This is a genomic window from Cellvibrio sp. ATLC23, from assembly GCF_057196725.1.
This window is the reverse complement of record NZ_JBXUOS010000009.1, coordinates 33,257-47,099: the sequence shown is the minus strand read 5'-3', so window position 1 is coordinate 47,099 and position 13,843 is coordinate 33,257. Positions and strand designations below refer to the sequence as shown.

Annotated in this window: 12 protein-coding genes; 2 read left to right on the top strand and 10 right to left on the bottom strand. The window is 46.8% G+C overall.

The genetic code is table 11. From position 1 onward, the window contains the following. Positions 1-31 precede the first annotated feature (31 nt). Genes AC2CG4_RS14540 through AC2CG4_RS14505 form a run of 8 tightly spaced genes read right to left on the bottom strand, consistent with a single transcriptional unit; the run spans position 32 to position 6,909 of the window. The gene (locus AC2CG4_RS14540) at positions 32-1,159 is read right to left on the bottom strand and encodes a hypothetical protein (RefSeq protein WP_484486952.1); all 1,128 of its coding nucleotides are present in this window, start codon (positions 1,157-1,159) and stop codon (positions 32-34) included. Next, positions 1,065-2,111 carry a hypothetical protein gene (locus tag AC2CG4_RS14535; protein ID WP_484486951.1) on the bottom strand — a complete coding sequence of 349 codons (1,047 nt, stop codon included), beginning with the start codon at positions 2,109-2,111 and terminating at the stop codon, positions 1,065-1,067. Before AC2CG4_RS14535 ends, AC2CG4_RS14540 begins: the two co-directional genes overlap by 95 nt. Next, positions 2,108-2,737 (bottom strand): PulJ/GspJ family protein, encoded by a 630-nt coding sequence (locus AC2CG4_RS14530; protein ID WP_484486950.1) that lies wholly within the window; start codon positions 2,735-2,737, stop codon positions 2,108-2,110. The genes AC2CG4_RS14535 and AC2CG4_RS14530 overlap by 4 nt, the downstream gene beginning before the upstream one ends. Then, positions 2,737-3,150, bottom strand: a complete 414-nt coding sequence (locus AC2CG4_RS14525; protein WP_484486949.1) for a PulJ/GspJ family protein — start codon at positions 3,148-3,150, stop codon at positions 2,737-2,739. The genes AC2CG4_RS14530 and AC2CG4_RS14525 overlap by 1 nt, the downstream gene beginning before the upstream one ends. A gap of 8 nt (positions 3,151-3,158) precedes the next feature. Beyond that, positions 3,159-3,557: a prepilin-type N-terminal cleavage/methylation domain-containing protein gene (locus AC2CG4_RS14520; RefSeq protein WP_484486948.1), complete on the bottom strand. Its 399-nt coding sequence runs from the start codon at positions 3,555-3,557 to the stop codon at positions 3,159-3,161. Positions 3,558-3,578: 21 nt separating this feature from the next. Beyond that, complete coding sequence (gspG, locus tag AC2CG4_RS14515) at positions 3,579-4,013, bottom strand: type II secretion system major pseudopilin GspG (RefSeq protein WP_484486947.1); 435 nt, start codon at positions 4,011-4,013, stop codon at positions 3,579-3,581. 26 nt (positions 4,014-4,039) lie between these two features. Beyond that, positions 4,040-5,239, bottom strand: a complete 1,200-nt coding sequence (locus AC2CG4_RS14510) for a type II secretion system F family protein (RefSeq protein WP_484486946.1) — start codon at positions 5,237-5,239, stop codon at positions 4,040-4,042. Between the two features lie 2 nt (positions 5,240-5,241). After that, complete coding sequence (locus tag AC2CG4_RS14505; RefSeq protein ID WP_484486945.1) at positions 5,242-6,909, bottom strand: GspE/PulE family protein; 1,668 nt, start codon at positions 6,907-6,909, stop codon at positions 5,242-5,244. A 221-nt stretch (positions 6,910-7,130) separates the two neighbouring features. Here AC2CG4_RS14505 and AC2CG4_RS14500 point away from each other — a divergent pair, with 221 nt between their 5' ends. Both AC2CG4_RS14500 and AC2CG4_RS14495 read left to right on the top strand, forming a co-directional pair. Beyond that, positions 7,131-8,030: a glycosyltransferase family 2 protein gene (locus AC2CG4_RS14500; RefSeq protein ID WP_484486944.1), complete on the top strand. Its 900-nt coding sequence runs from the start codon at positions 7,131-7,133 to the stop codon at positions 8,028-8,030. 80 nt (positions 8,031-8,110) lie between these two features. Continuing rightward, positions 8,111-9,445: a GGDEF domain-containing protein gene (locus AC2CG4_RS14495; RefSeq protein ID WP_484486943.1), complete on the top strand. Its 1,335-nt coding sequence runs from the start codon at positions 8,111-8,113 to the stop codon at positions 9,443-9,445. 222 nt (positions 9,446-9,667) lie between these two features. On the opposite strand, the gene AC2CG4_RS14490 is transcribed toward AC2CG4_RS14495, so the two are convergent. Beyond that, positions 9,668-12,088, bottom strand: a complete 2,421-nt coding sequence (locus tag AC2CG4_RS14490; protein WP_484486942.1) for an acyl-CoA dehydrogenase — start codon at positions 12,086-12,088, stop codon at positions 9,668-9,670. 139 nt (positions 12,089-12,227) lie between these two features. Continuing rightward, entirely contained in the window at positions 12,228-13,319 is a 1,092-nt protein-coding gene (locus tag AC2CG4_RS14485) for a CobW family GTP-binding protein (protein WP_484486941.1), read from the bottom strand. Positions 13,320-13,843 lie beyond the last annotated feature (524 nt).

Sequence of the window (13,843 nt, the reverse complement as noted above, 5' to 3'; positions counted from 1 at the left end):
TAATCAAAGGTGGCGATAATATACGCACTGGCTATGGTTTCATATCAGAAAACTCCATTTCTTCCTCAGCCACCACCTTAGCTTTTATAGTGAGATGGCCTCTGGCTTGATCAGCCTGAGTCGATACAGATGAAATATAGGGGATGGACTCAAATGCTTGGACATAGTAGCGAGGGTCAAAAGAGGTACCTTTTAACGTTATATTCAAGTCGCCATCCTGATAGGACCATCGCTCCAATACCGTTCCATTTCGCGGGATTTTATCCAAAACCCCTGCAAGTACTTGTGTCTGAGGAATCGCATTGAGACGGGCATTCAGTGCGTTTGCTATAGCCACATCTTTATAAGCTGCCTCGCGAGCCTCGATCACCTCACTTATTTGAGACTCATAGTTCGCAACTTCGGTTTTAATGCTGCTGGTTGCAAACATCACCATTGCAATATTGAGCAATTGCCATGAAAGTGCAATGAAATACACAGCAGTCACAGCAATAATTCCAGCCCAAGCTTGTTGGCTCAGTTTTATCTCTTTGTGAGCGCGGTTTTTCCCCCACACCTCTTCTGTAAAAGAGGTCTCGATTTGCGTATCCAAGCCCGTCATATCGAGCATTGGAAAACTAGCCTGTAAGATAGAAATTTGGCGCCTAGTAGGTAGTGATGTTAAACCAATTGACTCAAGAAGCTCCCCATTCACCCATATTTGTACATCAAATTCTGCTTTTGTTTTCAGTAAACGTGCACCGTCACCAAGGGCAGGATAGAAAAGGGGCTCTGGAACAATAACGGTCTCAGGTGGCAGCGACTGCGCAGCCAAACACGATTCTATGTTTTCTTGATCCCATATCCAAACCATCGCCCCAGTGGGACCAAAAACTATATAACGGCCGGTTTTCGTATAAGGCGACCACTGAGTAATACTTAGATGTAACGCACCCATCCAGTCATTTAGTGGTATTCCCTCTAATGCAAAATGACGATAGCTGCATAGGCTGCGAGCAAGAACCCATACCGGACTACCCGAAACGGAACCAGAACCGACCTCTGCAGGTAAAAATATTTGTTTATCAGTCTGTAGATAGTAACGCTTTAGCGAGAGAGCCTTCCAGCGCCCCTGGAGCCAGGTTAATAAGTTCAGGCCAAGCTTGGACTTTGTTTTCATAGGCGATTAACCAAGGTTTTAAATTCATAGGTGATTTGGGCGTCAATTCTAAATGTATTTGCTTTACGGCTCCCCAATCTTGATACCAAATCGATACTCTTAAATAACGAGAGCTGAAGCGATTTACATTATCCAAAGGTATACCAAAACCCTCACCAGCAATTTGACCAACCTGCTCAGCCAACGTAATTACACGCTCCTTTCGTGCTGCCAATAAAAGTCCAGCCGCCTTTTCACTTATCCCATCGATTGACATAAGCACGCCTAAAGGAGCTGTGTTCACATTGGGATACCCGCGCGCCTGAGTCGTGGTGTAACGCTGAAATAAACTCCGGCGCCATAGCTGTTTAACATCCGTCCATTCCATCACACGCCGAGCTTCTAGGGGCGTAGCCAAAGGACGGTTTGCAGGCCCCCCCAGGCCCTTTTGCGCATATAGTCCTCGTTCAGCACCGTGAAGGCGACTGATATTATCTGAGTCCGTAAAGTCCAGCAGCTTGTCTGCCATTGAAGTCGCTTGAGGTGTGGCAACACCAAAATAGTTTAAAAACCTACGCATGCCAGATGAGGAAAAATAGTTCACATTGAACAATCCGCCCTCGTCCTGAATCGAAAATACTGCACTACCGATCCCCTTGTAGGGGGAGTCATCTAATTTAATTTCATTGCCTATAGGGGCAAGCTGCAAAGAACCCATCTCATCAGGGTTTGCCGATATACCGGACGAGCCATCTGATCGTAAACCACCATATGTCATCCCTTGAGTAGCTACTAGATACAAGAGGGTTGCTTTGGTGGATTGAACATCCAGACTACCTTGAGTTTGAGCCTGAATCAGCTGCGCGCTTGCTCGTAAATTCTGTACCCACAACGCAATAAAGGTAGCCCCTACGGCTATCACCGCCAGAACAACCAATACCGTGGCCAGCACAAACCCACTACTTCGTTTCATTCAATAAACCGCTCAGTTGTTTTGACATTTTTTGCATTACCCAAGCGAGCCAGCCAACTTATTTCTCCCGCCCTTCCCATATATAAGAAAATGGCCTCTGGCAGGGTATTAATTTTGTTCGTATTTATGGCACGATTATGAGGGGGCCATTCTGAATGCAAATCACCCGCCTCATCCAAATACTTAAAGTAAGCCTCACCTACTATTTCATTAACAATGGGAATACTCTCAACGGAGGTTCCTGTGTTAGCTATTGAGTCAAATTGATAGTAAGCCAATGATTGCAAACCTCGCTCAGTTAAAATCCGCCATGATATATAGACCCCTGGTCGATCTGGGCTTATCAAAGGTGACAAACTAAAGCCTTTGAACTCTCGGGCACTACCAATAAAACGGTAGTCGTTATCCTCAGGAGGGACTGCTAAACTTGCAACAGATTCCACGAACCACTGATGGTGCAAAGTGGTATTTACCATCTCTTGCTGAAATTGCGCCATGCGCGCTCGCTGCCCCAGCACGTAGCCAATCCCTTGAATAGATAGAGTGGTTATAAGGCTGAATAAAACAATCACTACTATTATTTCTATCAGAGTAAAACCTTGTTCACGCGGAGCTCTAGCCATCATTAAGTCTCCGGAAACTCTCTTACTTTTTTAAATCCAACTTGTCGCACGCTATATGAAAACACGTCTTCGCCACGAAAAACTTGCACTTGTACTTTATATAACCCCAGCTGGTAGACACTTACCCCATCTGGATATTCAACGCCATCCCTAATGTTTTCGAGTAATTGTGAATCCCATTTTATTTCGTATTGCCCCAAGCGATTTCGGCCACTACTTACAAGCATTGGATTAATAGTTTCAATGTAGGGCAGAGTTTCTCGCACGATCTGCTGCTGCACCATAACATCGTGAACCCGGTTCACCGACATTAATGAACTGTTCATCCAGCTATACAATGCAATTCCTGTTGTCGATAGCAACACTATGGCTACTATGGCCTCCAACAAACTAAAGCCTCGGTGGCGCAACCGCATAGAGAGTCCTAAAGTTTGGGAACACAGTTCGGAGGGAGAAGCACAAACTTGTAACTCACTTCTCCATAAGAAGCGACCAAGTTACCACCTAAACATATGCCATTAGGCTGATAAACAATGGGGGCATCTGCTTGGACAACCCACCCATCGGGAATAGAAATAAACAACGATTGATTTACATTGGAAGGAAGTGAGATCAACTCATATCTGATATTCGAACTGAATGCTTGCAAAGGAATCCGCGCCAAGCTAAGCCTTACATCCTCCAACTCAAACGCTGCTTGCGTGCGGTCGTACAATTTACTCATTCTGGGCAGTACCACACCAGCCACAAGCCCCATTAGAACCAATACAACCATTAGCTCCAAAAGAGTAAACCCCTTGGCGTAAAAAACTGGTGATTTCATAATTCTGATTACTGCTCTGGCTTATTGAGCAGGAAGATACCCAATATCCTCATTCACACCCTCACCACCGACCTGACCATCCGCTCCTAAGGAATAGAGTGCGAACGGCTGCCCTTCACGACCACGGGTGCTAAAGAGGTAACTATTTCCCCAAGGGTCAAGTGGAACCTCGTCATCTAAATATGGCCCCTGCCAACGACTTGCCAAACTTGCTTCCGTTGGTTTGGCATACAAATACTTAAGCGCAATTTTATCATCAGGAAAACTGCCCATATCTAGACGATAGGTCTCCAGCGCACCACGGATCATTTTGATTTGGGTTTGTGCCGTCTTCACTTTTGATGAGTCCACTTTACCGAACATACGCGGGCCGACAAGCCCCATCAACAATCCAAGAATTACCAAAACAACTAACATCTCCAGTAATGTAAAACCTTTGGATTTACTGTGCTTCATTAAATATAGCCTCACGTTACAAATGCTTAAATTGCGATATCGTTTACACTGGTGATGGCAAGAATAATCCCCATCATAATTGTTCCTGCTACCAAACCGATAAATAGGATGGCAATAGGCTCCACCAAAGACAACACACGCTTCATTTTTGTTTTACTACTTTCGGAATATACTTTTGCCAATGAATGAAGCATTTTAGGCAGCTGCCCTGCCCGTTCTCCTGCGCTAATTAAATTGTACCCTGTAGTTGTAATGGCATGGGTATCCTTTAATGCAGCAGCCAACGGACTTCCGCCCTGAACCAATTGGGTCACATGCACAAGACGCGCTTTCACACGCGACAGATGAACACCTTTAGCCGCCATATCCAAAGACTTGATAAGTGAAACTCTATTGTCGAGCAGAGTGGCAAGCAGAGCACCCCATCTTGCTATATTTACCTCTAGCAACCAGTCACCTACGATGGGTATTCGGCCAAGAAAATCATATAACTGCTGACGCTTTAGTTCGCTAGAAAAAAAAGATACCCCAAATGCTACGGCAATAATTAGTAACAACAAACAGAGATACCAATAATCATTAAATAATCTTCCTGCACCAAGCACCATGAATGCCAAAAAAGGAAGGTTAGCATCGGCTTTATCCAATAGATTTACGAACTTTGGCACAACCATGATAAAAATCGTAACGATTGCGCCTACCCCCGTCATTATCAAAATTGCCGGATATGTGAGCGCACTTTTAAGCTCTCTGGAAACCTGCAATTCATACTCCCATTGCTCCACTCCATTACGCATAGCCTGAGCCATATTGCCAGCCATCTCACCAGCTTCAATTAAGGGGGGAAAATATCGAGGAAGATCCATCTCGGCCTCTACCACTGCGTTCAGAAATGAATCACCGCGCGTAATAGCATCCAAGACCCGGGAAAATTTTTCCGCAATTGCTGGATGCCCTTCAGACTCAGCTAATGATTGAACTGACTCCCGCAAAGACACATCAGACTCTAACAAAGTTGCCAGTTGATGCATGTAGATTACTAGGTCACTTTCTCTGATACGCTTATAGCGGGATTTAGAGTTAGCACGGGGAATCACCTCCTCCAGAGCAAGCGGCTTTAGCCCTTGTCTTTGAAGCTGATTGAGTGCATCCAACTGGCTTGGGGCATCCACAATACTGTGAATAATGCCGCCCTCCGCGTTTAAAGCCTTATATTCATAACGCATAATCAGACCGCTGTAACCCTGATAACTTCTTCGAGACTCGTAACACCACGCCAAGCTTTTATTAGACCATCGCCACGTAAAGTACGATGATTCATTGAGTTTACATACTCTTTCATCTCCGCATTACTACTGCGGTTAACTATCATTTTTTGCAAAGTTTGATCGACAGGAACAAGCTCGTAGATGCCCACTCGCCCAGAATACCCAGTGTGTTGGCACTTATTGCATCCTACTGGTTTCATCCAAGTCCCGGAGGATACTTCATACCCTTTGGGCATAATTACCTCTGCTGCCAAGCCGCTAGTATCTGCAGGCTCTTTACATACATCACACAAGCGGCGCAATAGCCGTTGCGCCATGACGGCATGCATAGGCGTTGCAACCAAAAATGGCTCTATACCCATATCAATTAAGCGATTGAACGCGCTAATCGCATCATTAGTATGCAATGTCGACAAAACCAGATGGCCAGTCAAGGCCGCCTGAATCGCAATTTCTGCCGTTTCCGTATCGCGAACCTCCCCCAGCATGATGATGTCCGGATCCTGCCGCAAAATGGACCTCAAGGCATGCGCAAAGGTATAGCCGATTTCACTATGAGCCTGAATTTGAGTTACACCTTTTAGCTGATACTCAACTGGATCCTCTACTGTTATGACTTTATTCTCCTCCTTATCAATATAATTCAAAGCTGAATAAAGCGTGGTTGATTTACCTGAACCAGTAGGGCCAGTGACCAAAATAATCCCATGCGGCTGATGTAACCATTTTTTTAGTTCCGCTTCATGATCGGCTTCCAAACCAAGATATTGCAAGTCAAAGGACTGTCGCGTTTTAGCAAGTAGACGCATGACAACCGACTCTCCATGCACCCCTGGAGCACTCGATACACGAACATCCACTTCATCGCCACCAAGACGGATACTAAAACGGCCATCTTGCGGCAATCGACGCTCAGAAATATCCATCCCTGAAATAAGTTTAATTCTCGAAACAATTGCGGGGTATCTCTCACTAGGCAAAACAAATTTGGAGTGCAGAACACCATCTATACGGTAGCGAATTGCGAAATTCAGCTCAGATGGCTCAATATGTATATCAGAGGCTCGTTGCTCATAGCCTTGGCTCATAATGCTTTGCACAAACTCCACAACAGGCGCAGCCTCAGCCAATTCACGCAAATGCTTATCTGCATATATGTTGCTCATATTACTGTTGTGTATTTGCGCTACGGCCTCAAACGCTCTTTCAAAGTCATAGTTTTTAACAATGCACTGCTCTATCTCCACATCCGGCAATGCGCGCTCAATAACTTCAAATGAAGCAATATTAAAAGGGTCACGAATAAGGCAGCGATACTTCCCTTCAGACTCCTCCCAAGCCAAGACCTCCTGCGCAAGCCACCAGTTTTTTGGTATCCCAGTTTTCTCAATAGTTGCGATATAAGTATATGGATCTTGAGGCAGCTGCTCTTGGGTTAGCAGAGTAAAATCATAAACATCTGCAAGTACTGGCAAAAGCTTATCTTCTGAAATAGCACCTAAACGCAGCAGCACACTATCTACTCGAACCTTCGCACCACCTAAGACAGGTGTAATGCGATCAACATCGACAGGGGTAATCAAACTACGCTGAAGCAATTCAGTTATTAATGGCGATTTAAGATCCACAGAAAACTCACTAAAATTTTGTTATGCTCAAACCAACAAGTGACATGACTAAAATTATGAAAATTCACACCCCATATACATCGCGATGAGCACAACTCTCAACGCTACCGACACAGAGCAAACAAAGTCAACTTAGTCACTTAGCACCAAAGAGATGATAGGCGCGCATTCTCGCATGCCTACCATAGCATTACTACTTCACCCAACGACTACCCCCTACCATGGACAAGCGCATTCGGCCAGTGAAAATATCCACCATTATTGTCAATTACAACGCCGGAGCAGGCCTGGTGAGCTGCATTCAATCGGTTATCGACCAAGTGGGCGAAGTGATTTTGGTGGATAACGCCTCGCGCGATAACAGCATCGCGCTGGTGGAAACACAGTTTTCGGGCGATGGGCGCCTGCGCATTATCCGCAATGACACTAATCTGGGCTTCGCTGCTGCCTGCAATATAGGTGCGCGTGCGGCGCAGCATCCCTACTGGTTTTTTCTCAATCCCGATTGCCTGTGTGCCGCTGGCAGTGTAGCGGAGCTGTATCGCGTACTCACCGCCAACCCAAAAGCCGGCATGGTGGGTGGCTTATTGCTCAACCTCGATGGCAGCGAGCAGGCCGGCGGGCGCCGTTTAACGCCCACGCCGAGCCGAACATTGGTAAGCGCTTTTGGCTTGCGACGTTTTGCCAAGCGCTGGCCAACATTATTAGTGGATTTTAATTTGCACCAACAGCCATTGCCGGATGTGCCGGTCAGTGTAGAGGCCATCTCCGGCGCCTGCATGCTGGTGAAGCCCGAAGCAGTGACTCAAGTTGGCCTGTGGGACGATGAGTATTTTCTGCACTGCGAAGATCTGGATTGGTGTATGCGGTTTGTGCGCGCCGGTTGGGAAATTCTGTTTGTGCCCGCTGCACCCATCACCCATGCACAGGGTGTGTGCAGCAAAAGCCGCCCGCTGTTTGTGGAGTGGCATAAACACAAAGGCATGACGCGGTTTTATCGCAAATTTTTTCGCGAATCTTATTCGCTGTCACTGCTGTGGTTGGTGATTGCGGCGATTTGGGGCAGATTTGGATTAATCGCAGCAACCAGATTTTTCAAAAACCTAGCCCAACGCAATTAACTGGCGGCTAAATATGGTAATTTCGGCGATATAGCCAATACTTAAGGGAGTTTTTGCCAGTACGGATGTTACTCCCCCCTATGAATGAAAAGAGTTTTAACTCAATACTGTTATTGGCAATTTTAGCGACCTTACTGGCCGTTTTTGCACCGCAGTATTTCCCAAAAAAACGCCTGCTGGCTTGGCCCAATGCTAATTTTATTTCCTATTTTTATGCATCCAATCAGGCCGATGGCACTCCTGCAGCCTTTTGGTTGGACCAAGAGCAAAATCTATGGCGCTGCGTCTACCCTGAAGATGATAAAAGTGAATACTTTGCCTGTAGCTTTAACTTTTTGTTTGGCACCCTTGAGAAAGCTGGCGCTGAGGATTTGTCTGGGTATAAACACATCAACCTGAAGCTAAATTATACGGGTAGCGCCAACAAGCTACGGATGTACATGCGCAACTACAACCCGGCGTACTCCAACCCGGATGACGCAAACAGCACTAAATTCCATGCTGTAACACTGCACACCAAAGACTTAAATCAGAAAATACAACTCAATCTGGATGAATTTTTTGTCGCTGACTGGTGGCTCGGGCAATACAACATTCCGCGCAATTTATCGCGCCCGGAATTTACTCAAAGCGTCTCTGTGGGAATCGATTTTTTAGAAGGCCAACAACCGGGCTTCCACGATATGCAAATCGAAAAAATTGAATTTGTAGGTGAGTGGATCAGCGAGGAGCATTGGTATCTGTTTATTCTCGCCTGCTGGATGTTAGGCATATTTTCATACGCCATTGTGCGCTTGGTGCAACTACACCAACAGACCAAACACGATGTGCAAATCATCAACCAACTCAGCGACAACAACGCCCAGTTACAATTAGAGACAGATAAATTTCGCCGTCTGTCTACGGTTGACCCTCTCACTCAAGCTTACAATCGTTTTGGCATAGACCAAATTATCGCAACTCTGATGAGTTTCAATAAAGGAAAAAATGAGGATAAAAACTCACCCGATTTTGCATTGATGATTGTGGATATAGACCACTTTAAACGCATCAACGACCGGCGTGGCCACGACACTGGCGACCGGGTATTGCAAAACATATCAGCGATTATCAGCAAAGGAATACGCAAACAAGATTTTCTCGGGCGCTGGGGTGGCGAAGAGTTCCTCGTCATTATGCCCAATACGCGCAAAGAATTTGCCATCGCACTGGCCGAAAAAATTCGCCTGATGATCCACGACACAGTGTTTGAGCCAGACAACCCACTTGCCGTTACTGCCAGTTTTGGCGTTAGCGATAAACTGGGCGATGAGGATTTTGCAACCACCTTCAAGCGCGCTGATAAAGCACTTTATGAAGCTAAAGCTCAGGGAAGAAATTGTTGTGTGATAGCGGATGATGAATTGCTTTTGTGATTGTATTGCGCCGTTCATATCCATTACGACTTAAATACTCCCGTTAAATTATATCTCTCTTCGTCACTCCCGCTTGCGGGAGTCCGGTTTTTAATTTAGACCTATGACAGCAAGCGGGGATGACGATTCCATTCCGAACAATAAAGTCCCGAACAGACTTACTAAGATAAGCCCAATAAAAAAACCCGCCGCAGCGGGTTTTTTAAGGTTCAGGCTTGGTGATTACAACTTATCAAACGAATCCGTTATCAAACAATCGAAGCGACGAGCATCGTATTCCACTACTTTTGCAACATCGTGCGGCTGAATAATATTTTTCTCTGCCGCATCTTTAGCCAGCGCCTCGGTATTTTCACCCGAAATTTTTCCGCTATTTTTCGCTTTGATAAATGCATTCCACACAGGCCCCAAGGCCAACAGTAGTTGATAAGTACTTTCCACACGGCCAAATGCATCTTCAGGATTATGGCTAACATAGAGATACTGGCCGAGCATCTGGCGCACCGGATTTTCTTCCATTATCAAATCACCCAATTCACGGATTAAATCATCATTGGGTTTGTTAACCACATTGCCTAGAGGCATAGCGATAAAACGGATCATTTTAGCGAGCCATTTAAGCGGGAAGTTATCGGCAAAATCACGCAGCGCTTCTTGCGCAATAAACAGCGAGCGGGTGAGCGCATATTCTGCGTGTGCATCTTCCGCACGTGAACGCTGATGCGCTGAGTGAAACTTCAAAATTGAACTGGCAATAAATAATTGACTGTGCACATCACCCAAACGCGCCGACAATAACTCACGACGTTTTAAATTGCCGCCCAAAACACCTAAGGCAATATCCGACATTGATGCAAGTGCCGCACTCAACAAATTAATACGTTGATACCAGCGTCTACTAAAGCTATCTGCATTAGCCGGTACATTGCTCATCCGACCACCGGTAAAGCCTAATAATTTGGTGCGCAACAAATTGCTGAAAATATGCCCCAAATGCCGCGAAAAAAGCTGATCGAATTTTTTCAATCCTGCAGCAGAATCCTCTAGCTGCATGGTGAGCATTTCTTCAAACAGGAATGGATGACAACGCATTGCCCCCTGCCCAAAAATCATCAGCGAGCGAGTGAGGATATTGGCGCCCTCTACGGTAATGGCTACCGGCACCGAATGATAGGATGCAACCAGAAAGTTGCGCGGACCTTTTTGAATGGCGCGGCCACCCACAACATCCATTGAGTGTTCAACGGATTTACGCATCAGTTCAGTGGCGTGGTATTTCGCCATTGCCGTCATCACCGATGGCGCGCCGGTTTCCAGACCTTTAGTCACAAATTGCCGCATAGCTTCAAGCGCGTAACCACTCGCCGCGATCTCGGCTGTTGCCTCCTGCACCCCTTCAAACTTACCAATTTCCATGTTGAATTGACGGCGAATTTTGGCGTAAGCACCCACCATGCGGTAATTCATCTCACCGCTGGCAGTAGACAACGCGGGCAAGGACACGCCGCGACCAGCGCCAAGGCATTCAATCAGCATGCGCCAGCCCTTACCGGCCATGGCAGCACCGCCAATAATCCAATCTGCGGGAATAAACACATCGGTGCCGTAAATCGGCCCATTCATAAATGGCGAACCTGGGTTGTGACGTTTGCCGATCTCGACACCGGGATGTTTGGCCGGAATCAACGCGCAAGTAATGCCGTATTCTTTTTTATTGGGATCGCCAAGCAGGCCTTCAGGGTCGTAGACTTTGAACGCCAAGCCCACCACTGTTGCCACTGGCGCAAGGGTGATCCAGCGTTTGCTAAAGGTGAGCTTCAAGCCGATTACTTCTTGGCCATCGTGCATGCCCTTACAAACTATGCCGGTGTCGGGAATCGAGCCTGCATCTGAGCCAGCTTCTGGCCCAGTTAACCCGAAACAGGGAATCTCCGTGCCATTAGCCAACCCCGGCAGCCAGCGCTGGCGCTGTTCTTCGGTGCCGTATTTCACCAGCAGTTCACCTGGGCCGAGGGAGTTAGGCACCATGGCGGTCACCGCTGCAGTGCCCGAGCGGCTGGCGATTTTGCTCATAATGCGGCTTTGCGCGTAGGGGCTAAAATCGCGCCCGCCGTATTCTTTGGGGATGATCAAACCAAAGAAGTTTTTATCTTTAAGATATTGCCAAGCTTCAGGCGATAGGTCTTTACGATTGTTTTGGATATCCCACTCATCCAATAACTCACACAGCTCGTTGACTTCGTTGTCCAAAAAAGACTGCTCTTCCGCCGTCAGTTGCGGCAAGCTGATTTGGGCAAACTCATTCCAATCAGGATTGCCGCTAAACAAGTCCTTTTCCCACCAGGTGGTGCCAGCCTCCAATGCATCGCGCTCGGTTGAGCTAATCGGCGGCATGGATTTTTTTAACATGGCAAACACGGGTTTGGTGAGCAGGGCGCGGCGTACCGTGCCGACATTCAACACCACAAGTACAGCCACAAAAGGCACGACCAACCAGGGCGATAACAAATACGGAGTGACCAGTAAACCCAGCCCCAGCCAAGCGATAATCACAAGACAGGACGAAACAATCAACGCTACTTGATGATAGGTTAATACGGCGATCAGCACCCATATCGCCAGCAACGAAAGCAATAACATCATTTTTTTGACCCCTGAAAGGTTTTGTTTTGGTGAGTTTCCGGTGAGAACTCTACCCTTAACCTTAGCTCAATACCGTTAAGTTGGTGAGATTTCCTGCCTACATTTGGCTCTAATAGTCTCGTTAGTGCGCCAGAACACTTCATTCGGGTGAGATTGGCAAGCGGCAGCGGAATAACTCAACTTCCAGCGAATCAATCGCCAGCGCGGCGTCATCGATTAATTCAATACGGCTATCGAGCAGCTCTGGTTCACGGGAGGGTTCCGCATCCGGTTCGCTCTCCAGCATCAGTGGCTTAACACTGAGCACGCCATTTTCCGCATTAAACATATACACACCTTGGTCAGTATTCATCACCGCTTTGGCGCGCACCATGTTTAACCCGGTCATCCAGCCAAACAGCTGGTTGAAATCAAACCGGATTGTGGGCTGGAACATCCAGCCACAGGAATAGAAACCCTGCCCCTGATTTTCGCGGCGCAAGTAATCCTGCCCCTCGGGCAATTGAATCGCGGCATTGTAGAGTTCGCGCTGGGGCTGCAGGCGATTGTTGCGCTGCACGGCATGGAGCTGGGGGTTATTAAGGGTGTGTGCGGTGCGCGGATAATCCAGCCAAGCCAGCTCAAGTTGCCCCTGCTGCACACTAAACGCGGCCTGTTTGGGTGGATTAAATTGCGCTACCAGGGCATCAAAATTCGCGCGATCATCCTGCGAACACAAATCGATTTTATTGGCGACCAACACATCGGCCACCGCAATTTGATCTTTGAAATTGGCATTTTCAGCGTAGCGTTTATCGTCAAGCTTGCGCGGATCAACCAGCGTCAAGGTGGCGCGCAGGTCCAACACCGTATCGTAATATTCACCGGTCAGGGTGTTGATAATTTCTTCCGGATGACCGAGGCCAGTAGGTTCAATAATGATGCGGTCGGGTTTAGTTTTGGCGATCAGCATATTCAACGCAATTTTCATTGGCAGCCCCGCCACACAGCAAATACAACCGCCAGGCACTTCGCGCACATGGGCATTGGTATTTTTTAGCAGTGCGCCATCGATACCAATTTCACCAAATTCATTAACCAGCACCGACCAGACTTCATCGACCGGTTTAGTGCTGAGCAGATGGGTAATTGCCGTGGTTTTACCCACACCTAAAAAGCCGGTGATGATATTAGTGGGGATAAGTTTGCGCCCGACAGCAGCATCGGGCGCAGAGAGGTGTTCAGTAATCATAGGGCTAGCCTTGGTCAACAGAGTGCAAGCATTCTACACAGCTGCGGTGCGCGGCCAAGCCTAAACCTTAGCGGGTGATGCTTATATCCTGCACATTTACTTTGCCTGCAAAACCTGGAGCAGCAGAGCCAAACAAGCCATCCAGTTGTGTAATTGATCTATCCCGCGTGACACCAAAAATCGGCAATTGCCAGCAGCAATTGTCGATTTTTTTATGCTTTTCCTGTCACCTTAGGTTACACAAACTGTAACCGTTTACAGAAAATTTACCTTATAAACAAAAACCAACAAACAATCCGACCTTACCTGTAAAAACTAACGCCGTCATTAAAATGGCGATAAAATCTTCATTATAATCATAAACATATCACCGAAAGATATTTTATTCTCATATTATTCTGGCGCAATAATAATCATTTTTTAATGTATAAAATACGGCTTACATAATTTTTTTCCACACAAAATGTTTGAAAATGTAAACGATTACATCTAGGATTCCGCCATCTCAGTGGAGGACGGCGACA

Excerpts from the sequence above, each read along its gene's own strand:
- AC2CG4_RS14540 (WP_484486952.1), bottom strand. The coding sequence starts at position 1,159 with ATGAAAACAAAGTCCAAGCTTGGCCTGAACTTATTAACCTGGCTCCAG.
- AC2CG4_RS14535 (WP_484486951.1), bottom strand. The coding sequence starts at position 2,111 with ATGAAACGAAGTAGTGGGTTTGTGCTGGCCACGGTATTGGTTGTTCTG.
- AC2CG4_RS14530 (WP_484486950.1), bottom strand. The coding sequence starts at position 2,737 with ATGATGGCTAGAGCTCCGCGTGAACAAGGTTTTACTCTGATAGAAATA.
- AC2CG4_RS14525 (WP_484486949.1), bottom strand. The coding sequence starts at position 3,150 with ATGCGGTTGCGCCACCGAGGCTTTAGTTTGTTGGAGGCCATAGTAGCC.
- AC2CG4_RS14520 (WP_484486948.1), bottom strand. The coding sequence starts at position 3,557 with ATGAAATCACCAGTTTTTTACGCCAAGGGGTTTACTCTTTTGGAGCTA.
- gspG (WP_484486947.1), bottom strand. The coding sequence starts at position 4,013 with ATGAAGCACAGTAAATCCAAAGGTTTTACATTACTGGAGATGTTAGTT.
- AC2CG4_RS14510 (WP_484486946.1), bottom strand. The coding sequence starts at position 5,239 with ATGCGTTATGAATATAAGGCTTTAAACGCGGAGGGCGGCATTATTCAC.
- AC2CG4_RS14500 (WP_484486944.1), top strand. The coding sequence starts at position 7,131 with ATGGACAAGCGCATTCGGCCAGTGAAAATATCCACCATTATTGTCAAT.
- AC2CG4_RS14495 (WP_484486943.1), top strand. The coding sequence starts at position 8,111 with ATGAATGAAAAGAGTTTTAACTCAATACTGTTATTGGCAATTTTAGCG.
- AC2CG4_RS14490 (WP_484486942.1), bottom strand. The coding sequence starts at position 12,088 with ATGATGTTATTGCTTTCGTTGCTGGCGATATGGGTGCTGATCGCCGTA.
- AC2CG4_RS14485 (WP_484486941.1), bottom strand. The coding sequence starts at position 13,319 with ATGATTACTGAACACCTCTCTGCGCCCGATGCTGCTGTCGGGCGCAAA.